At 35.7% G+C, this 20880-nt stretch carries 13 protein-coding genes; 9 read left to right on the top strand and 4 right to left on the bottom strand.

Annotated features, from left to right (window positions below):
• Positions 1-306 precede the first annotated feature (306 nt).
• The 3 genes from polA to KO493_RS07230 are packed head-to-tail and all read left to right on the top strand — an operon-like array spanning position 307 to position 6930.
• On the top strand, positions 307-3162 hold the full coding sequence (gene polA / locus KO493_RS07240) for a DNA polymerase I (RefSeq protein ID WP_216067276.1): 2856 nt from the start codon (positions 307-309) through the stop codon (positions 3160-3162).
• Positions 3163-3173: 11 nt separating this feature from the next.
• Complete coding sequence (locus tag KO493_RS07235; protein ID WP_216067275.1) at positions 3174-3581, top strand: (deoxy)nucleoside triphosphate pyrophosphohydrolase; 408 nt, start codon at positions 3174-3176, stop codon at positions 3579-3581.
• Positions 3565-6930 (top strand): DUF3427 domain-containing protein, encoded by a 3366-nt coding sequence (locus KO493_RS07230; protein WP_216067274.1) that lies wholly within the window; start codon positions 3565-3567, stop codon positions 6928-6930. Before KO493_RS07235 ends, KO493_RS07230 begins: the two co-directional genes overlap by 17 nt.
• 73 nt (positions 6931-7003) lie before the next feature.
• Here the strand turns inward: KO493_RS07230 and ric are convergent, their stop codons facing one another.
• From ric to KO493_RS07210, 4 genes are all read right to left on the bottom strand, one after another.
• The gene (gene ric, locus KO493_RS07225) at positions 7004-7735 is read right to left on the bottom strand and encodes an iron-sulfur cluster repair di-iron protein (protein WP_216067273.1); all 732 of its coding nucleotides are present in this window, start codon (positions 7733-7735) and stop codon (positions 7004-7006) included.
• Between the two features lie 48 nt (positions 7736-7783).
• Entirely contained in the window at positions 7784-8218 is a 435-nt protein-coding gene (locus KO493_RS07220; protein WP_216067272.1) for an RrF2 family transcriptional regulator, read from the bottom strand.
• Between the two features lie 310 nt (positions 8219-8528).
• Positions 8529-8876, bottom strand: a complete 348-nt coding sequence (locus KO493_RS07215) for a hypothetical protein (protein WP_216067271.1) — start codon at positions 8874-8876, stop codon at positions 8529-8531.
• On the bottom strand, positions 8876-9850 hold the full coding sequence (locus tag KO493_RS07210) for a polyprenyl synthetase family protein (protein WP_216067270.1): 975 nt from the start codon (positions 9848-9850) through the stop codon (positions 8876-8878). Before KO493_RS07210 ends, KO493_RS07215 begins: the two co-directional genes overlap by 1 nt.
• Before the next feature lie 134 nt (positions 9851-9984).
• On the opposite strand from KO493_RS07210, the gene KO493_RS07205 reads away from it, so the two are divergent.
• The 6 genes from KO493_RS07205 to KO493_RS07180 all read left to right on the top strand — a co-directional run bounded on the left by KO493_RS07205 (position 9985) and on the right by KO493_RS07180 (position 20879).
• Complete coding sequence (locus KO493_RS07205; RefSeq protein WP_216067269.1) at positions 9985-10593, top strand: TetR/AcrR family transcriptional regulator; 609 nt, start codon at positions 9985-9987, stop codon at positions 10591-10593.
• On the top strand, positions 10593-11936 hold the full coding sequence (locus tag KO493_RS07200) for a TolC family protein (RefSeq protein ID WP_216067268.1): 1344 nt from the start codon (positions 10593-10595) through the stop codon (positions 11934-11936). The genes KO493_RS07205 and KO493_RS07200 overlap by 1 nt, the downstream gene beginning before the upstream one ends.
• A gap of 10 nt (positions 11937-11946) precedes the next feature.
• The gene (locus tag KO493_RS07195) at positions 11947-13113 is read left to right on the top strand and encodes an efflux RND transporter periplasmic adaptor subunit (RefSeq protein ID WP_216067267.1); all 1167 of its coding nucleotides are present in this window, start codon (positions 11947-11949) and stop codon (positions 13111-13113) included.
• 9 nt (positions 13114-13122) lie between these two features.
• Positions 13123-16611 carry an efflux RND transporter permease subunit gene (locus KO493_RS07190; RefSeq protein ID WP_216067266.1) on the top strand — a complete coding sequence of 1163 codons (3489 nt, stop codon included), beginning with the start codon at positions 13123-13125 and terminating at the stop codon, positions 16609-16611.
• A gap of 674 nt (positions 16612-17285) precedes the next feature.
• Positions 17286-19040: an aspartate--tRNA ligase gene (gene aspS / locus KO493_RS07185; protein ID WP_216067265.1), complete on the top strand. Its 1755-nt coding sequence runs from the start codon at positions 17286-17288 to the stop codon at positions 19038-19040.
• A gap of 45 nt (positions 19041-19085) precedes the next feature.
• Positions 19086-20879 (top strand): chloride channel protein, encoded by a 1794-nt coding sequence (locus tag KO493_RS07180; protein WP_216067264.1) that lies wholly within the window; start codon positions 19086-19088, stop codon positions 20877-20879.
• Position 20880: the final 1 nt, after the last annotated feature.

Below are 20880 nucleotides of genomic sequence, written 5' to 3'. Positions count from 1 at the left end.
CACACGGTTAAACGGTTAAACGGTTAAACAGTTAAACAAATAAACGCATAAACAATTTTCAAATAAAAGTGAATAATGAAAAATTGACGTATTGTCAACGGTCTCCCGTCTTCGGTCAAAGTTTTCAGTTCGATCTCCCCGGTCTGCCAACAGGAAGGTTCTGAATGACAAAATCAAAATATTCTTAGTTTTATGTCCATTTACAGATACGCAGAAATTTGCTTATCCGCAGTAAAGCTCCACAATATAAACCATCATTTTAAGCCTAAGATTTTGTAGTTTTGGTTTTCTATCAAAACAAACAAAATGTCAGATCAAAAACGTCTTTTTTTAGTCGATGCTTACGCATTAATTTTCCGTGGTTATTATGCTTTTATAAAAAATCCAAGAATAAACTCTAAAGGCGAAGACACCTCTGCCATCATGGGTTTTATGAACTCGTTATTGGACGTTATTAAACGTGAACGCCCAGATCATTTAGCGGTTTGTTTTGATAAAGGCGGTAGCGCCGATCGTGTTGAAATGTTTGAAGCCTACAAGGCCAATCGCGACGAAACCCCAGAAGGTATAAAAACAGCAGTGCCCTATATCTATGAAATTTTAAAGGCCATGCACATTCCTATCATGGTGAAGGAGGGCTACGAAGCCGATGATGTTATAGGAACTCTAGCCAAGCAAGCTGAAAAAGACGGTTACCAAACCTTTATGGTGACACCAGATAAAGATTTTGCACAGTTAGTTTCTGAAAACATATTTATGTACCGCCCCGTTTTTGGAGGTGGATATGAAACTTGGGGCATCCCAGAAGTACAGAAAAAATTTGAGGTTACAGATCCTCTACAGGTTATTGACTTTTTAGGCATGATGGGTGATGCCAGTGATAACATCCCTGGATTACCCGGAGTAGGCGAAAAAACAGCAAAAAAGTTTATTGCGCAGTTTGGCAGTATGGAAGGCTTATTGGCCAATACCGATCAGCTTAAAGGCAAGATGAAAGAAAAGGTGGAAGCGAATGGTGAATTGGGTTTACTGTCTAAAAAACTAGCGACAATTATGCTGGATGTTCCGGTAGATTTTAATGCTGAAGACTTTGAAATGTCTGAACCTGACATCCCAAAAGTGACGGAGATTTTCCAAGAATTAGAATTTAGACGTTTAATCGATAATTTCGTAAAAACCTTCGCGACCGAAATCCCTACAACGGCAAGCTCAAGCCCAACTAAAGCTTCAGAGGTTTCGGAAACAAAGGAAACACCGAAAGAAACCAAAGCAGCTGGAGCAGGGCAATTCTCATTGTTTGGTGCAGATCCCACTTCCGCGGAAGCGCCAACAGCAAATACTTTCGAGCGCAAAAACTTAACGAATACATCACATTTCTACCAAAGCGTGGCATCGGGCATGGCCACAAAATTGTTTATTAAAAACTTAATGAACCAAACCAGCGTGTGTTTTGATACCGAAACTACAGGTTTAAACCCGCTAACAGCAGAATTGGTGGGTATTGCATTTTCATGGGAAATTGGTAAAGGTTTTTACCTGCCTTTTCCTGAAGATAAAGCCGAAGCTCAAGAATTGATAGAACTACTGCGTCCGTTTTTTGAAGATGAAAACATTGAAAAGGTTGGTCAGAATTTAAAATACGACATTAAAGTTTTAGCGAAATACAACTTAACCGTGAAAGGTAAATTGTTCGATACCATGTTAGCGCATTACTTAATAAATGCCGATATGCGCCATAATATGGATGTTCTAGCCGAAACGTATTTGAATTATTCACCCATGCCTATCGAAGCTTTAATTGGTAAAAAAGGTAAAAACCAATTATCGATGCGGGACGTTGAAATAGAAAAACAAACGGAATATGCCGTTGAAGATGCAGATATTACCCTGCAGCTTAAGGAGCACTTTAAAAACGAATTGGGCGAAGCCAACACACAAACCTTATTTGACGACATTGAATTGCCTTTATTACGCGTTTTAGCCGCTATGGAATTGGAAGGTATTAATTTAGATATTCCTTTTTTAAATTCCTTATCGGAACAATTAAACAGCGACATCATAGATCTAGAAAAACGCATTTATGAAACGGCTGGCGAAGAATTTAATATCGCCTCACCTAAACAGTTGGGTATCGTTTTATTTGAAAAAATGAAATTGGTTGATAAACCGAAAAAAACAAAAACGGGACAATATAAAACCGGTGAAGATATTTTAAGTTACCTAGCCAAAGATCATGCGATTATACAAGATATTTTAGATTTTAGGGGCTTATCGAAACTAAAAAGCACATATATCGATGCTTTACCAATTCAGGTGGATGAAACTACAGGTCGCGTGCACACCGATTATATGCAAACCGTAGCTGCCACAGGGCGTTTAAGTAGTAACAACCCGAATTTGCAAAACATCCCCATCCGTACCGAACGCGGCAGACAGGTACGTAAAGCTTTTGTACCGCGCAACGACGACTACACCTTACTGGCTGCCGATTACAGTCAGATTGAACTGCGTATCATAGCCGCTTTAAGTAAGGAAGAAACCATGATTGAAGCCTTTAAAAACGGGGAAGATATTCATGCTTCTACAGCATCGAAAGTTTTTAATGTGCCTTTAGACGAAGTGACTCGCGAACAGCGTAGCAACGCCAAAACGGTGAATTTCGGAATTGTTTATGGGGTTTCCGCCTTCGGACTAAGCAACCAAACCGAACTCTCTCGTGGTGAAGCCAAAGAGCTTATCGACACCTATTATGAAACTTATCCGAAGCTTAAGAAATACATGAGCGCCCAAGTCGATTTTGCCCGCGACAACGGTTATGTGCAAACCCTTTTAGGACGTCGCCGCTATTTAAAAGACATCAATTCTAGAAACGCCATTGTTCGCGGTGCCGCAGAGCGTAATGCCGTTAACGCCCCGATTCAAGGTAGCGCCGCCGATATTATTAAAATTGCCATGATTAACATCTACAACAAGCTAGAAACTGGCGATTTTAAAACCAAAATGCTCCTACAAGTGCATGATGAATTGGTTTTTGATGTGTACAAACCCGAACTTGACAGCATTAAAGATTTGGTAAAAACCGAAATGGAACAGGCTTACAAACTGGAAGTACCACTGGATGTTGATTTAGGAACTGGTGGTGACTGGTTGGAGGCGCATTAGAGATATTGTATATGAAAAAAATTGAAGTTGTTGCCGCAATCATATATTTTGAAGAGAAAATCTTCTGCGTACAAAGACCTGAAAATAAGCTCAGTTATATATCAAAAAAATTTGAATTTCCTGGCGGAAAAATAGAAGCCGGAGAATCTAAAATAAACGCACTAAAACGGGAACTTATAGAAGAGTTGGATTTTATACCTATCAAAATTGACGATGTATTTCTAACCGTAATTCATAAATATCCAGACTTTGAATTAACTATGCATAGTTTTAAGTGTTATTCAAATACTAAAAACATAAAACTTAACGAGCATATTGCTCACGAATGGCTACCAATACCTCAACTAGAAACACTAGATTGGGCAGCAGCAGATATTCCAATAGTTAAAAAATTAATTGAACATGGAGCAAGCATTTGATGAAAAATTCAAGGATAGCCTTTTAACTGGATTTATTGATAAGGCATTAGAATCGGATGTACTTTACCAACCAGAACTGCTCGTTAACAGAAAAATTCCACGGAAAAAAGTTTTATCTACAATTATTAAGGAATTAGAAAACTGTGAAAGTTTTTATATTTCTGTAGCTTTTGTAACAACAAGTGGTGTCGCCACCCTAATAAACACCTTAAAGACCCTTGACGAAAACGGGATTAAAGGAAAAATTCTAGTTTCTCAATATTTAAATTTTACACAGCCAGAAGCCTTAAGGCGTTTATCTCAGTTCAAAAATATTGATTTAAAGATAATCACTAAAGAGAATTCTCATTCTAAGGGCTACATATTTAAACATTTAGACCACTACAACCTCATAATAGGCAGCAGTAACTTAACAGCATCTGCACTGTCTACAAATAAAGAATGGAACATGAAAGTTTCGGCTAGAAACTCAAGTTCTATAGTAGATAAAGTTGTCAATGAATTTGAAAGTGATTTTGAAATTGGACAGACTGTAAACGAATCTTATATTACACAATATGAAGACATTTACAAGAAACAATTTCTAGCTTACAAAAAAAGTGAAGTTGAACTTTCTAAGACGATTAATTTAGAAATAGCTCCAAATTCAATGCAGAAGGATGCTTTAAGCAATCTAGAATCCTTAAGAAAGGATAGCAACAATAAAGCACTAATAATCTCAGCTACAGGAACAGGAAAAACTTTTTTAGCCGCCTTTGATGCTAAAGCATTCAATCCTAAAAAACTTTTATTTGTTGTACATCGGTTAAATATTGCTAAGAAAGCCATGGAAACTTTCCGAACTATTTTTGGCAACTCAAAATCTATGGGTTTGTATTCTGGGAAAAGATTAGAATTAGACAAAGATTTTATCTTTTCGACCGTTCAAACTATTTCAAAATCAAATCATTTAGAGCAATTTCAATCCGACTATTTCGATTATATAATTATCGACGAATCTCACCGTTCTGGAGCTAATTCATATACTCGATTACTAGATTATTTTTCTCCACAATTTCTACTTGGTATGACAGCCACACCTGATAGAACGGATGGAAATGAAATTTATAGCCTATTTGACCATAACATCGGATATGAAATAAGGCTAAATAAAGCTATGGAGGAAGACATGCTTATTCCTTTCCATTACTATGGTGTTTCAGATATTTCTGTAAATGATGAAATCCTAGAAAACGAATCTGATTTTAGACTCTTAACTGCTGATGAAAGAGTTAATAAAATAATTGAAAAGATTCAATTTTACGGCTCAGATAATGGCATAACTCGAGGTTTAATTTTTTGTTCAAAAAAAGCTGAAGCCAAAGAATTATCGAATAAATTTAATCAAAGAGGATATAAAACTGTTGCTTTAACAGGAGATAGTTCTGAAGAAGAACGAACCGAAGCTATTGAAAAATTAGAGAGCGAAGATTTATCCTTAAAACTAGATTATATATTTTCGGTAGATATATTTAATGAAGGCGTCGATATCCCTAAAATCAACCAGGTTGTCATGATTCGTCCTACGCAATCTGCTATCATTTTTATTCAACAATTAGGGAGAGGTCTTAGAAAAACGAATAACAAATACTATTTAACTGTTATTGATTTTATTGGTAATTATAAAAACAATTACTTAATTCCAATTGCACTTTATGGAGATACCTCTTTCAATAAAGATAAAATCCGAAAATTAATATCTGAAGGTAGTTCAATGATTCCAGGGGAATCTACAATTAATTTTGATGAAATCTCTAAGGAAAAGATTTATGCTTCCATTGATTCTGCAAAAATGCAATTGTTAACTGATTTAAAAACAGATTACAATAATTTAAAAAGTAGAATAGGTCGAACTCCTATGATGATGGATTTTATATCAAATGAAGCGCGAGATCCTTTCTCATTCATTGAATATTCCAAATCTTTCTATAACTTTATTCTTAAAGCAGATAAAACTTTTGACAAATCACTAGATACAAAACAGATACAATTATTAGAGTGGTTTTCAAAAGAAATAAACAATGCTAAAAGAATTGAAGAAAGTCTTATCTTAAAAGAGTTACTTAATCACAAAGAAATTAGCACCCAATATTTAACGGAAATCATATTTAACAAATATCAATACCAACCAATCCCAGAAACCCTAGCCTCCTGTATTTCAAATCTTAATTTCAACTTTATTAGAAAAGATGAAAACATCATCAATTTCGAACAGAATGTTTTTAAACTTCAAGATGAGTTCAAAAAACTATTAGATAATGATACATTTAAAAGTTTTCTAACTGATTCTATTGATTATTCCATACACACTTTCAACGCTAACTTCAATAAAGATTATTATAAAGGTGGATTAATTCTTTTTAATAAATATGGACGTAAAGATGTTTGTAGATTATTGAATTGGGAGAATGATATTAGTAGTACTATTTATGGCTACAGAACACGAAATGAAATTACGCCTTGTTTTGTTACTTACCATAAATCTGATGATATTGAGGATACCATTAAGTATAACGACCACTTTATTTCACCTTCTATTTTCGCTTGGGAATCTAGATCCAGTAGAAAAATTGTTAGTCAAGAAATTCAAAATGTAATTCATTCTAAACGGATTTTATTATTCGTGAAAAAAGAAGACGCTGAAGGAACTGATTTTTATTTTATGGGTGATGCTTCAATCATTAAGGATTCAATTCAACAAGCAACAATGCCTGATTCAGGAAAACCTGTTGTCCATTTTAAATTTCAGTTAGAACAACCTGTAAAAGATGATTTATACAACTACATAACAGCTGTAAATAAAAAGACTCTACCTAAAACAAATTTAAGTATAGAATTACCTATCCTAGAAAAAGAAGAGGAACAGTCTAAATTCACAATTCCTTTATACGACTTTTATGCAGCAGCTGGAAGCTTTAGCGAAATGCAAGACGAAAAAGAATACAATTTAACTTCCGTTCCCGAAAAGTATGCAGCAGATGACTATTTCGCTTGTAAAGTAGTTGGAGAATCTATGAACAAAATCATTCCAAACAATTCAATCTGTATATTCAAAAAAAATGTAACAGGATCTCGAAATGGTAAAATTTTATTAGTAGAAAACAGAGATTCATACGATCCAGACTTCAATTCGGCTTTTACCGTTAAAACTTATTCTAGTGAAAAAACAATTACTGAAGAAGGCTGGCAACACAATTCAATTGTTTTAAAACCAAATTCATTCGACGGTAGTTTTAAAGATATAGTCTTAACTGAGGATAACACTAAAGAAATGAGGATAGTTGGCGAATTTGTAACAATACTAGACTAACAAGATAAAACCAAAAAAAAATCCAGAAGCTCTCACACCTCTGGATTTTTTCATTCTAAATAAAAATGGTTCGTTAATGAAATTGCTTCTCTAATTTTATGGCCTGTGGGAATAAAATATTATTCTCTAAGTGAATGTGCTTGTGTAAATCTTGTTCAAACTCCTCTAGCATGGCGTAGGTAACCCTAAAGGTATTACAAGCATCGGCTGGTGGGTTGTAGTTATTCGTTAACTCGGCAATCTTTCTAAAACGCACGCCTTCATTATCGTGCTCATCCATCATCATGGCGATTGGGTTTTCAACCGTACCAAAATGTGGCGCCTCAACAGCTGCTTGACTTATAGTTGCTCCTACCATTTTTTTAACAAACGGAAACAGAATAAGCTCCTCTTTCTTTAAGTGCGCAGCCAACTCCCCTGCCGATGCCGTGAACAAATCGTTAATTACTAACAACTCTGGGTGTCTTTCACCATGCACGCGACATAGTTTTGCTAAAAACTGACGTAACACTGGTATTTTTTCCTCCACATAACGGTGGTGTTTTTTCTCTATATAATCGGCCAATAAATCTAATGGCCATGATTTATAATCTATCGTTTCGCCATTTTGAGCGCTGGTCACGGCTTCTAATTTATCTAATAGCTCATTAGTGTCAATATTGTTTTTCTCGCAAACCTCTTCTACCGATCGGTTTCCTCTACAACAAAAATCGATACCGTAATTACTAAATACAGCGGCTGTTCTAAAATCTTCTGCTACGAATTGCCCAACTTCTTTTTGAGCGTTGTTGTTTAATACTTCCATAATATTGCTTATTTCGGACAAATTTATCCTATTTATATTCAAATTTTTTTAAACCTTCAAAAAGGCGTCTCCAGATTTTATATTAAGTGCTAACTCTTCTAAAGAAGTGTTTTCTAACATATCTTTTAATCCAGCGCGTATATCTACAAATTTATCGTGAACGGAACAGGGGTGATTTGCATCACATTTATGAAGTCCTAAACCACAACCCTTATAAATACTATCGCCATCAATAGCATTAACCACCTGCGATAATTTGATACTACTTAACTGGTTTCTATCAATTTCAAAACCACCATAGGCCCCTTTCACCGAAGTCACCAAATCGTTTCTCACTAAAGCCTGTAAAATTTTTGCTGTAAACGCTTGTGGCGAGTCTATTTCTTCTGAAATGGCTTTCGGACTCACACGCTTGCCTTCATACGATTGTGTCGCGATAAAAATCGCGGCTTTTATACCATATTCACAAGCTTTTGAAAACATATACTAACTGATTACACCACAAAGGTAAAGAATATTTTTTAATTCGGATAAGTTTATCTTAATTAAATTTTATAAGTAACAAAAAACGGTTTATGTACCTTCTCGACTGCACTCGACCTGAGATTCTGCTAAAATTCATAAGTTAACGAGCGCTAATATTGCAATCATCATGCAAAAGATTCTTCAGTCGTACCTCCTTCTGAATGACAAAGTTGAAAAACTCAACGTCAGCCCAAATCTTCCGTCACCCGTCTTTGGTCTTCGGTCAAAATTTTCAATTCAACCAATAATCAATAGTCAAAAAAAACAGTCAATAATGACTCTTATACCACACCTTCTGCCATTCACGCTTTAAAATTAAAAATGCCACGTCTTCAGCCAGTTTTACAGTATCATCGCCTTCTAGTGCTTTAACTTGCTTTTCAGAAACATCAATAATATAAAGGAGGTTCAAGTATTCGGAAAATTTCTCTTGAATGAGTTTGTAAACCGCTTCATGAAGCAAGAGTTTCAAACTGGTTGGCAGAATATCTTCATGAAAATCTAAATCCACATTAGCCAGCAGGAAGTCCTTGTTAAGTTGTTGAATTAACTTTTTATACAAATCCAATTGATTGGCTTCGGTAATTAAAGTTTCAAAAGTATTGTGCAGCTGCATTACACCGTTCTATTCATTAAATTGTTTCCAAACGCCTTCAACAACGCCTTTTTATCTTCCAAAATATTTAAGGCATCTAATACCTCAAAAGCCTTGTTGGTATACTCTAAAATAGCTTTTTTGGTCGCTTCCGCGGAACCTGAAGTTTGAAAAATAGTTTTGGCACGTTCAATTTTAGTTGTGGAATCTTCTACAGTTGAAGCAAATAATTTTTGCAATTCTTCTTTTTCTGAAGCTGCTGAAAATTCTAACGCTTTCAAATACAAATACGTTTTTTTATTTTCAATAATATCACCACCAACTTGTTTTCCGAATGTTTTAGGGTCGCCAAAAGCATCTAAATAATCGTCCTGTAATTGAAATGCAATACCTAAATACCTACCAAAATCGTAAATACCTGTTTGGTCTTCTTCTGAAGCATGAGCCACAATAGCGCCCATTTTCATCGCTGCACCAACTAATACAGCCGTTTTGTATTCAATCATTTTCAAATACTCTGCAATGGTTACATCGTTTCTAGTTTCAAAATCGATATCGTATTGCTGACCTTCGCAAACTTCTAAAGCCGTTTTACTAAATAATTTAGCTAAAGCTAGAAAAACTTCTGGATCATAAGTTTCAAAAAGCTGATACGCCATAATGAGCATGGCATCTCCAGAAAGAATCCCCGTATTGGTATCCCATTTTTCATGCACGGTTTCCTCACCTCTTCTTAAAGGCGCATCGTCCATAATATCATCATGAACTAAGGAGAAATTATGAAAAACTTCAATACTCAAAGCCGCATTAAGCGCGTTTTTGTAGTCGCTGCTAAAAATGTTAGCCGTCATTAAAGTGAGTACGGGCCTTAAACGTTTTCCGCCTAAGTTTAGAATGTACTCTATAGGTTGATAAAGTCCTTTAGGCTCTTTAACAAATGAATAATCTTTTAGGAATGTTACAAACTCCTCTTGGTATTTTTCTATGGAAAGCATCGGGCAAAAATAAACGAATTCGTCGTATTATGAAGTATCCATGTGAAATTACTATTAAATTAACTTTAAAACTATGGAAACTTTATTTGTTTTTAAAGTTTCCATAGCTATATTTGCATCGAATTTGAACATGAATGAAAGATAAAATTATTATCAAATCGTCTGAGTTATTCTTAAACCTAGGGTTTAAGAGTGTGACTATGGACGATATTGCGAATGAAATGGGCATTTCTAAAAAGACCATTTATAATTATTTTGATACCAAAACAAAACTTATAGAAGCCGCAGCTATTTATAAGTTCGAATGTATTTCAATGTCCATAAATGATATTGTTTGTTTAAATGCCAATCCAGTAGAAGAACTTATAAAAATTAAAGAGTTCATTTCTTCATACATGAGTAATTTAAAAGAATCTCCAGATTTCCAATTAAAAAAATACTATCCACGTATCCACAACCTACTTAGAAAAAAACAATTTGAAGTGATGCAAGACTGTGTCACTGATAATTTAAACAGAGGTATTTTGGTTGGATTATACAGAAAAGACTTAGATGTTGATTTTATTTCTAGAATCTACTTTAGTTCACTGGGTGCCCTCAAGGATGAGGATGTTTTTCCTGTCAAACAATTTAACCTAAAACAATTACTAGACAATTATTTAGAATACCATTTACGCGGCATCTGTACACCTTTAGGTTTAGATTTTTTAAATAAAAAGAACACAACAATTAACAACGAATAATGAAAAACAAACTAATTACACTCTTTAGTTTATGCTTAAGTATGGTGGCCTTCGCTCAAGAAGTTCCCACATCCTTTAGCTTACAGGAGGCCATTGACTACGCCTTAATTCATAATAGAACCGCCAAAAATGCGTCTCGTGATATAAAAATGGCTGAAGAAAAAAAATGGGAAACTACAGCTACAGGTTTACCACAAATAGATGCGGCGGTAGACTACCAAAACTGGCTAAAACAACAAGTGTCTCTGCTTCCTGCAGAAATTACAGGAGGCCCTCCAGGCACTTTTATACCCGTGGAGTTTAGCCAAAAACAAAACATTGGCGCTACGGCAACTTTACGTCAATTGCTATTCGATGGGTCATACCTTGTAGGGTTACAAGCCTCTAAAGTTTATTTAGAGATTTCCCAAAACGCAAAAATCAAAACCGACCTTGAAGTAAGAAAAGCGGTTATTAATGCCTACGGCAACGTTTTGGTAACGAATGAAAGTTTAAAAATTATAGAAAGCAACAGAGCAATCTTAGAATCAAACTTAATCGAGATCCAAAAGACGTATGAAAACGGATTAGAAGAAGAAGAAAGTTTAGAGCAAATAAAGATTTCATTATCAAGTTTAATTAGTGATTTAAACAATGTGAAACGACTCAAAATACTAGCTCACCAAATGCTTAACATCACCTTAGGCATAGACCTTAATTCTAAGATCATACTTACAGACAACCTTGAAATGTTAAGCCTTCAATACACCTCACTCGAAGCCTTAGCTGCAGATGACAGCGTTGAAAACACCATTGATTACCTCATTGCCGAAAATGATGTTGAAAGTAAAGACTTATTTGTAAAACTGGCCATGAGTAAAGGCATGCCAACACTTAGCGCCTTTGTTAACGGCGGATACAGTGCCTTTAACGAAAATTTCGGATTTACAAGAAGTGATCAAAAATGGTACGCCTCATCGATGTTTGGTGTGAGTTTAAACATTCCGATTTTTAGTTCATTAGGGCGATCGGCTGCCACGCAACAAGCCCGTATTGATTTAGAAAAAGCCCATGAAACCTTAATTGATACCGAACAACAACTGAAGCTTCAAATCTCAACAGCAAAAAGTGAATATCAATTTGCCATTGAAGATTATGCCAATAAAAAGCAAAATTTAAATCTAGCCGAAAGTATAGAACGTAAGAATGAAACTAAATTCTTTGAAGGTATTGCTTCAAGTTTTGACTTGCGTCAAGCACAAATGCAATTGTACCAAGCACAGCAAGAATATCTACAAGCCATGATAGACATTATCAACAAAAAAGCAGAATTAGACGCCATTTTAAATACTACACAACTCTAAACAACATAACATGAAACATATATATACTATCACCGCTTTTACTTTTCTTTTAATTTCCTGCGGAGGCAAAGAGCAATCTGTAGAGCAAATATTAGCTGAAGGCAATTTAGAAACCATACGCACAAAACGTATTGCTTTAGAAAATCAAAAAATTGAATTAAGCGATCAAATCAAATTAATTGATGAAAAAATTGAAGAATTAGACGATTCTAAAAAACTACCTTTAGTCACTACAGTTAAAGCGAAAACAGAAAATTTCATTCATTATTTAGAATTACATGGTAGCGTTCATACAAATCAAAACATTGTCATCACTCCAGAAACTTCAGGTATCCTTCAAAGGGTTTATGTTAAGGAAGGACAACATGTTTCTAAAGGCCAAACTTTAGCTAAAATTGATGATGGCGGATTAAACCAGCAAGTCTCTCAAATGGAAATTCAATTGGCTTTGGCGCAAACCACCTTCGAACGTCAAAAACGTCTTTGGGATCAAAAAATTGGAAGTGAAATTCAATTCCTTCAAGCAAAATCTAGTTTTGAAGCACAAGAGCAAGCTGTAAATCAGTTAAAAACACAATTATCAAAAACAACCATTAGAGCACCTTTCTCTGGCGTAATAGATGATATTATAACAGACCAAGGTAGTGTTGTTATGCCTGGACAATCGCAGTTAATGCGAATCGTAAACTTAAGTGACATGTATATAGAAACTGAAGTTCCTGAAAACTATATTACAGATGTTGTTAAAGGTAAAAAGGTAAAAGTAGAATTTCCAATTTTAGGCACTGTTGTAGACACCAAAGTACGTCAAGCCAGTAACTATATTAATCCTGCCAACCGTACTTTTAAAGTTGAGATTGCCGTACCTAATAAAGATAAAAGCATCAAGCCAAACTTAACAGCTAAGCTTAAAATTAATGACTATTCTAGTAAAAACGCGGTATTAATTCCATTGAGTATTATTTCTGAAAACGCAAAAGGTGAGCAATACATTTATGTGGTTAAAAATAAAAGCAACACATCTGAAGCCATTGCAGAACGCGTGATTATTACAACGGGTAAAACACAAGGCGATATCATCGAAGTATTAAGTGGAATAGAAGCCAGTGCCGAAATTATCAATGAAGGCGCACGTAGTGTTAGAAACGGGCAAACGGTAAAAGTTATTAATTATTAAGCCTTAATCATGACAAAACAAAAAAAGAAAATCGACAAGGAATTTGGAATGTCGTCGTGGGCAATTAATAACAAAACCACGATTTATGTGATTATGGCCGTAATTTTCTACTTAGGAATTACCGCCTATTACAACATGCCCCGTGAAAATTTCCCAGAGGTAAAAGAAACCAAGATTTATGTGAGTTCTGTTTATCCGGGAAATACCGCCGAAGATATCGAAAAACTGATTACAGACCCACTAGAAGACCAGTTAAAAACCATTAGTAATGTGGTTGAAATTACGTCTACCTCTCAAGAAGATTATTCTATGGTTATCGTAGAATTTGATGAGAAAATAACAGTGGAAGCGGCTAAACAAAAAGTGAAAGATGAAATAGATTCTGAAACCGCAAGTGAAGATTGGCCCACTTTTAATGATGCTAAAGTAGAACCTAACGTTTTCGATTTAAACCTATCGGAAGAAATGCCTATCCTTAACATTAATATTTCTGGGGATTATCCCGTTGAAAAGTTAAAAGATTTTGGTGAATACCTTCAAGATGAAATTGAAGACCTTCAGGAAATAAAACAGGTAGACATTCGTGGCGCTCAAGACAAAGAAGTTGAAGTCGCTGTAGACATCTACCAAATGATGGCTGCCCAAGTAAGCTTCTCTGATGTTATTAATGCCATTCGTGGCGGAAACGTAACCATGTCGGCTGGGAATTTAATTTCTAGTGGACAACGAAGAACCATACGTATTTTAGGTGAGGTTACCGATCCTCATGAACTAAATAATTTCGTAATAAAATCAGACAACGGCAACCCTATTTATTTAAAAGACATTGCCAAGGTTTCGTTTAAAGAAAAAGACAGAACGACATATGCTCGTGAATTCGGCCATCGTGTAGTCATGTTAGATGTTAAAAAACGTGCTGGAAAAAACATGGTTGATGCTGCCGAGCAAATCAGACAAATTGTTGCAGATACCAAAGAAAATGTTTTTCCATCAGATTTAGATGTGACCATAGCCAATGACCAATCGTCGGTAACAATTGGACAGGTAGACGATCTGGTAAATAATATCATATTCGGTATTATACTTGTTGTTACAGTACTTATGTTTTTCTTAGGCTTTAAAAATGCCTTATTCGTAGGTTTCGCCATACCCATGTCGATGTTTATGTCTTTAATGATTTTAAATATATTAGGCTACACTTTAAATACCATGATCCTTTTCGGATTAATTATGGGTCTAGGAATGCTGGTAGACAATGGTATTGTAGTTGTTGAAAACGTTTACCGTTTAATGGATGAAGAAGGCATGAGTAGAAAGGAGGCCGCCAAAGTAGGTATTGGTGAAATCGCCTTTCCAATCATTATTTCTACAGCAACAACCGTAGCTGCCTTTATTCCATTAGGACTTTGGCCAGGTGTTATGGGACAATTTATGATGCTATTACCTATTACACTATCAACCGTTTTAGGATCCTCTTTAATTGTCGCTATTTTCTTCAACTCGGTATTGGTTTCTAAATTCATGACCACCGAAGACAAGGACATGCCTATAAAAAACATCATCACTATAACCAGTATCGTTTCGGTAATTGGATTACTTATTATAATATTTGGTGGTGCCTACAGAGGCTTAGGTGGACTCATGATTTTTACAGCTATCATGCTTTGGGTTTACAGGTTGCTATTAAGAAAAATGGCTAACAGATTTCAAACAAAAACATTAGTAAAACTTGAAAACTGGTATGAACGTGAGCTGCGTCGTGCATTAAGCAAAAAATGGCCTGCTTTTATTACGATAACAACCTTTGTGTTATTAATTATTGCGTTTATGGCTTTTGGAGCCTCTCTAGCGTCGCAACGTACTAAAGTGGAGTTTTTTCCAGATAATAAACCAAATCAGATTATTGTTTATATTGAATATCCTGAAGGTACCGATATCGAGAAAACCAATGCCATTACTAAAGAAATTGAGAAAAAGGTATATGATGTTTTAGATGATAATATGTACAAGGAAGGCGACTATAACTTTTTAGTTGAAAGTGCCGTTTCTCAGGTAGGTGAAGGCGCTGGTAATCCTCAAACCGATGGCGGTTCGGCTGCCGAAATGCCTCATAAAGCAAAGATTACTGCTTCCATGCGTGAATATAAATACCGTAAAGGAGCCGATAGTGAATTACTGCGTCAAAAAGTACAAACAGCTTTAGTGGGTATTTATCCTGGTATATTAATTTCTGTTGAAAAGGACCAAAATGGGCCACCAGCTGGTTCGCCTATAAACATTGAAATTGAAGGTGATGATTATGCACAACTTATCGGTGTGGCGGAAAACATGCGTGACTTTATCAATGAAAAAAACATCGCTGGTATTGATGAATTAAAAATTGATGTAAACAAAGACAAACCAACCATGATGGTGGAAGTCGATCGTGCCAAATCTGGAGAATTAGGAATAAGCGCGAGTCAAGTTGGAAGTCAGTTACGTAATTCTATTTTTGGTAGTAAAGCTGGTGTTTACAAAGAAGATGGTGACGATTTTGATATTTATGTGCGTTTTAATGAAGCAAATAGATATAATACGAGCGCCATTTTTAATCAGAAAATTACCTTTAGAGATAATACAGGGAAGATTAAGGAGATTCCAGTATCTGCCGTTGCCAAACAAAATAACACATCGGGGTATAATGCCATTAAACACAAGGACACCAAGCGTGTAGTTACAGTGTATTCTGCCTTATCTCCAGGTTTTACTGATGCCGCCGCGATTGTTGGGCAAATTCAAAGAGAAATGAAAACCTTTGAAAACTTACCTAAAGGTGTGAAAATTGATTACACAGGACAAATTGAAGAACAAAATAAGCAAATGGCCTTTTTAATGGGTGCCTTTTTTACAGGCTTAGCGCTTATCTTTTTCATATTAATTTTCCAATTCAACTCGGTTTCAAAACCAGGAATTATCATGTTGGCAATTTTCTTAAGTTTTATTGGCGTATTTGGCGGACTCGTAATCACAGGTGATGCTTTCGTTATTATGATGACCATGATGGGTATTATTTCACTCGCCGGAATTGTTGTAAACAACGGGGTGGTACTTCTAGATTATGCGCAACTGCTTATCGATAGAAAAAAGTTAGCATTAGACTTAGATGATGATACCTACCTAAGTCTTGATGATTTATACGAATGTATTGTTCGCGCTGGTAAAGCACGTTTACGTCCGGTATTATTAACGGCAATTACAACCATTTTAGGACTCATTCCTTTAGCCATTGGTTTAAACATTAACTTCTTTACTTTGGTAAATGAATTCAATGCACATATTTACATGGGAGGAGATAACGTGGTCTTCTGGGGGCCTTTAGCTTGGACCGTAATTTACGGATTACTAATCGCAACGTTCTTAACATTAATTGTAGTTCCGGTGTTGTTCTATTTAATAACACGATTTAAAATGTGGTTGTTTAAAGACCGTGTTGCTACCACCGAAAAAATCGCTTCTTAGAGCATTTATATATCCATTTTAATTGTGTGACTAACTCGATTAATAGCAAGAAAGCTTCAGTTTAATTACTGAGGCTTTTTTTGTTAGTTGATAGTTGTTAGTTTTTGGTTTTTGGTCGCTTACTCTTGCGGGGCTATGACACGGAGCATCGCTGAGATTACACAGAGCTTCACGGAGGGTTTTTTAGACACAGATTTTCACTGATTTTTTTGCCTTCTACATCTTTGCGGCCTTGCGACTTTGCGAGATACTTTTTTTAGTTGTGGGGTTTACTCTTGTGGGGTTATTACACAGAGGTTCGCTAAGGTTTCATGGAGACTCACAGAGAGTTCTGTACTATTTATGAAAATTAGCGTATGAGTAAGTCTAACAACTAATAACCAGCAACTAGCAACCAATAATTCTAGACACAGATTTCACGGATTTCACAGATTTTTACGCAATACATCTTTGCAAACTTGTGTCTCTTGCAAAATACTTCTTTTTACTATGAGAACCTCTGTGAAACCTCTATGTAGCTCAATGGCTGACTAAGTATACAGATTTAAGGATATAATTATCAAAAATAAAATTTAGATTTATTAGAAAATAAGAAAAACAAGAATTAGGAATGATCCAAATAAGTCCTAAATAATTGATATAACTTCACTAAATTTGCACCTCAATTTTTCATTATGTACAGAAGTCATAACTGCGGCGAATTAACAGCCGCACATATAAATACAGAAGTTACTTTAGCTGGATGGGTTCAAAAATCTAGAGACAAAGGTTTTATCGTTTGGGTCGATTTAAGAGACCGTTACGGGATTACGCAATTGGTTTTTGATGAAGAACGTACCTCAAAAGACTTAATCGCACAAGCGCAAAATTTAGGTCGCGAGTTTGTTATTCAAGTTAAAGGAACCGTTATCGAGCGCGCTTCAAAAAATCCTAATTTACCAACTGGAGATATTGAGCTTTTAGTTTCAGAATTAAACATTCTTAACGAAGCAAAACTGCCTCCTTTTACTATCGAAGACAAAACCGACGGTGGTGAAGATATTAGAATGAAGTACCGTTATTTAGATATTAGAAGAAATCCTGTAAAAAACAGCTTAATCTTCCGTCATAAAGTCACTCAAGAGGTTAGAAACTACTTATCTAACGCTGGGTTTATTGAAGTGGAAACGCCTTACTTAATCAAATCTACGCCAGAAGGGGCTCGTGATTTTGTAGTACCTTCAAGAATGAATGCTGGTCAATTTTATGCCTTACCACAATCGCCACAAACGTTTAAACAGCTGCTTATGGTTGGTGGTATGGATAAATATTTTCAGATTGTAAAATGCTTTAGAGATGAAGATTTACGTGCCGATAGACAACCAGAATTCACACAAATTGACTGTGAAATGGCTTTTATCGACCAAGAAGATATATTAAATGCTTTTGAAGGATTAACACGTCACTTACTTAAAGAAGTGAATGGGGTTGAGGTTGAAAAATTTCCAAGAATGCTTTACGACGATGCCATGCGTTTATACGGAAACGACAAACCAGACATTCGTTTTGGTATGGAGTTTGGCGAATTAAACGACGTAGCGCAACACAAAGATTTTGGTGTTTTTAATAATGCAGAATTGGTTGTTGGTATCGCAGTTCCTGGCGGAAATAGTTTCACAAGAAAAGAAATTGACAAATTAATTTCATGGGTTAAGCGTCCGCAAGTAGGTGCTTTAGGCATGGTGTATTCACGTTGTAATGATGATGGTTCATTTAAATCTTCAGTAGATAAATTCTACGATCAAGACGATTTAGCAAAATGGGCAGAAGCAACCAACGCCAAACCAGGTGATTTAGTTTGTATCCTTTCAGGAGATAAAAATAAAGTACGTGCACAATTAAGTGCTTTACGTATGGAATTGGCAGAGCAATTAGGTTTACGTAAACCGGATGAATTTGCACCGCTATGGGTAATGGACTTCCCGTTATTAGAGTGGGATGAAGAGACTGAACGTTACCACGCGATGCACCACCCATTTACATCACCTAAACCGGGGCAGTTAGAATTACTTAAAACAGACCCAGGTGCTGTAAAAGCTAATGCTTACGATTTAGTACTGAATGGTAACGAAATTGGAGGTGGTTCTATTAGAATTCACGATAAAGAAACACAAGCGTTAATGTTTGATTATTTAGGATTCACGCCTGAAGAAGCTAAAGAACAATTCGGTTTCCTTATGGATGCCTTCCAATATGGTGCACCACCACACGGCGGTTTGGCATTTGGACTTGATAGATTGGTAGCCATCTTAGGCGGGCAAGAAACGATTCGAGATTTTATCGCTTTTCCTAAAAACAATTCTGGCCGTGACGTCATGATTGATGCCCCTGCCGCAATTGACGATGAGCAACTCACAGAATTAAGTTTAAAACTGAATTTAAAATCATAACTTTATAAAATCCTGCTTCTTGCAGGATTTTTTGTAGATTTAATCATGCCAAAAAGAACCCTTTTTAAACGCTTCCTTATATGGAGAGCAAAACACATCTCCCATAAACAGTTCGTTTATATTTTAAGCGTAATCATTGGGTTTGCGGCAGGAGTTGGTGCGGTAGTGTTAAAAAACCTCACACACTTTATTCAAAGTTTATTAGAAGGTAAATTAATAGAACATTATCACCATGCCTTCTATTTCCTGTTTCCTATTTTAGGACTTACCATGGTGTATCTTATCATGAAATATGTGATAAGACATAAAGTAAGTCACGGGATTCCTTCAACCTTATTAGCCATATCAAAGCGAAAAGGGATTATGAAACGTTTTCAAATGTTTGGGTCTATTTTAACCGCACCCATTACCGTTGGTTTTGGAGGGTCGGTTGGACTGGAAGGCCCTACGGTAGCTACAGGGGCTGCCCTTGGCTCAAACATTTCGCGAATGTTTCATATGAACCAAACCACCAGAACACTACTTATAGGTTGTGCTGCTGCTGGTGCCATGAGTTCGATTTTTAAAGCGCCCATTGCTGCTATTATTTTTGCCATTGAGGTATTCAGTTTAGATCTTACCATTGCTTCCATGTTACCCCTTTTATTGGCTTCCCTTTCAGCAATTTTAACCTCCTATTTTTTCTTCGGAAATGATGTGATTTTACCCTTTAGAATTGAAGATAAATTTTATATATCTGATGCACCTTTCTACATGCTTCTAGGTGTTATTGCGGCTTTTGTGTCCATATATTTCACCGAAGTATACGATCGTATCCAGAAGCTTTTCGATAAATTAGAATCACCAATCAAGAAACTCATTGTTGGTGGTGTTGGTATTGGTATTCTTGTGTTTTTAATTCCGCCATTATACGGTGAAGGTTTCGATGTGATAAACAACCTTATTGTTGGAAACCCCGAAAAAGCTTTAGAAACAAATTTATTTAGCCTAGACTTAAACAACATTTGGTATGTGATTTTATTACTAATCGGTCTTTTACTATTTAAAATTGTAGCCAGCGCATTAACTTTTGGAGCCGGTGGTGTTGGTGGTATTTTTGCTCCAGTACTTTTTATGGGGAGTATTATGGGCTTTTGCATGTCTAAAATTGTTAACCATTGTGGTTTGTTTAGTCGTAGCATTTCCGAGAGTAATTTTACCCTAGTTGGTATGGCAGGTTTACTAGCAGGAGTTTTACACGCACCATTAACCGCAATTTTCCTTATTGCCGAACTTACGGGAGGTTATGAGCTCTTTATTCCGCTTATGCTTACTGCAACCATATCCTTTGGTATTACAAAATACTTCAGACCTCATTCTGTTTACACCATGGAATTAGGCCGAAAAGGAGAACTTATCACACACGATAAAGACCATGCGGTTTTAACGCTCATGAACATCAATAAAGTTATTGAAACGAATTTTATTTCGATAAATCCAGAAATGAATTTGGAAGAAATGATTAACAAGGCCGTAATCAAATCAAAACGGAATATTTTCCCTGTAGTTAATAAAGAAACCAAAAAATTAAAAGGCATCATTTTATTGGATGATTTACGTCCTATCATGTTCGACCGTACATTATACAAGGAAGTTCATGCCACGCATGTGATGCAAAAACCACCTGCAGTTATCTTCCTAGACCAGGATAAAATGACCGATATCATGCAGAAATTTCAAGACAGTAGCGCTTGGAATTTGCCAGTAACTAAAAATGGTGTGTATTATGGTTTTATCTCAAAATCTAAATTACTCACCGCTTACCGCCGTCAACTGATCAGCTTACAAGTGGATTCTTAAT

It is taken from the genome of Pseudotamlana agarivorans (genome assembly GCF_018860245.1).
Classification (GTDB): domain Bacteria; phylum Bacteroidota; class Bacteroidia; order Flavobacteriales; family Flavobacteriaceae; genus Pseudotamlana; species Pseudotamlana agarivorans_A.
This window is presented reverse-complemented; position numbering and strand designations above follow the sequence as displayed.

Bases quoted from the DNA above. Each gene is read 5' to 3' on its own strand.
- KO493_RS07200 (WP_216067268.1), top strand. From the start codon at position 10,593: ATGAAAAACAAACTAATTACACTCTTTAGTTTATGCTTAAGTATGGTG.
- aspS (WP_216067265.1), top strand. From the start codon at position 17,286: ATGTACAGAAGTCATAACTGCGGCGAATTAACAGCCGCACATATAAAT.
- KO493_RS07235 (WP_216067275.1), top strand. From the start codon at position 3,174: ATGAAAAAAATTGAAGTTGTTGCCGCAATCATATATTTTGAAGAGAAA.
- polA (WP_216067276.1), top strand. From the start codon at position 307: ATGTCAGATCAAAAACGTCTTTTTTTAGTCGATGCTTACGCATTAATT.
- KO493_RS07220 (WP_216067272.1), bottom strand. From the start codon at position 8,218: ATGTTTTCAAAAGCTTGTGAATATGGTATAAAAGCCGCGATTTTTATC.
- KO493_RS07195 (WP_216067267.1), top strand. From the start codon at position 11,947: ATGAAACATATATATACTATCACCGCTTTTACTTTTCTTTTAATTTCC.
- KO493_RS07230 (WP_216067274.1), top strand. From the start codon at position 3,565: ATGGAGCAAGCATTTGATGAAAAATTCAAGGATAGCCTTTTAACTGGA.
- KO493_RS07215 (WP_216067271.1), bottom strand. From the start codon at position 8,876: ATGCAGCTGCACAATACTTTTGAAACTTTAATTACCGAAGCCAATCAA.
- KO493_RS07180 (WP_216067264.1), top strand. From the start codon at position 19,086: ATGCCAAAAAGAACCCTTTTTAAACGCTTCCTTATATGGAGAGCAAAA.
- KO493_RS07190 (WP_216067266.1), top strand. From the start codon at position 13,123: ATGACAAAACAAAAAAAGAAAATCGACAAGGAATTTGGAATGTCGTCG.
- KO493_RS07210 (WP_216067270.1), bottom strand. From the start codon at position 9,850: ATGCTTTCCATAGAAAAATACCAAGAGGAGTTTGTAACATTCCTAAAA.
- ric (WP_216067273.1), bottom strand. From the start codon at position 7,735: ATGGAAGTATTAAACAACAACGCTCAAAAAGAAGTTGGGCAATTCGTA.
- KO493_RS07205 (WP_216067269.1), top strand. From the start codon at position 9,985: ATGAAAGATAAAATTATTATCAAATCGTCTGAGTTATTCTTAAACCTA.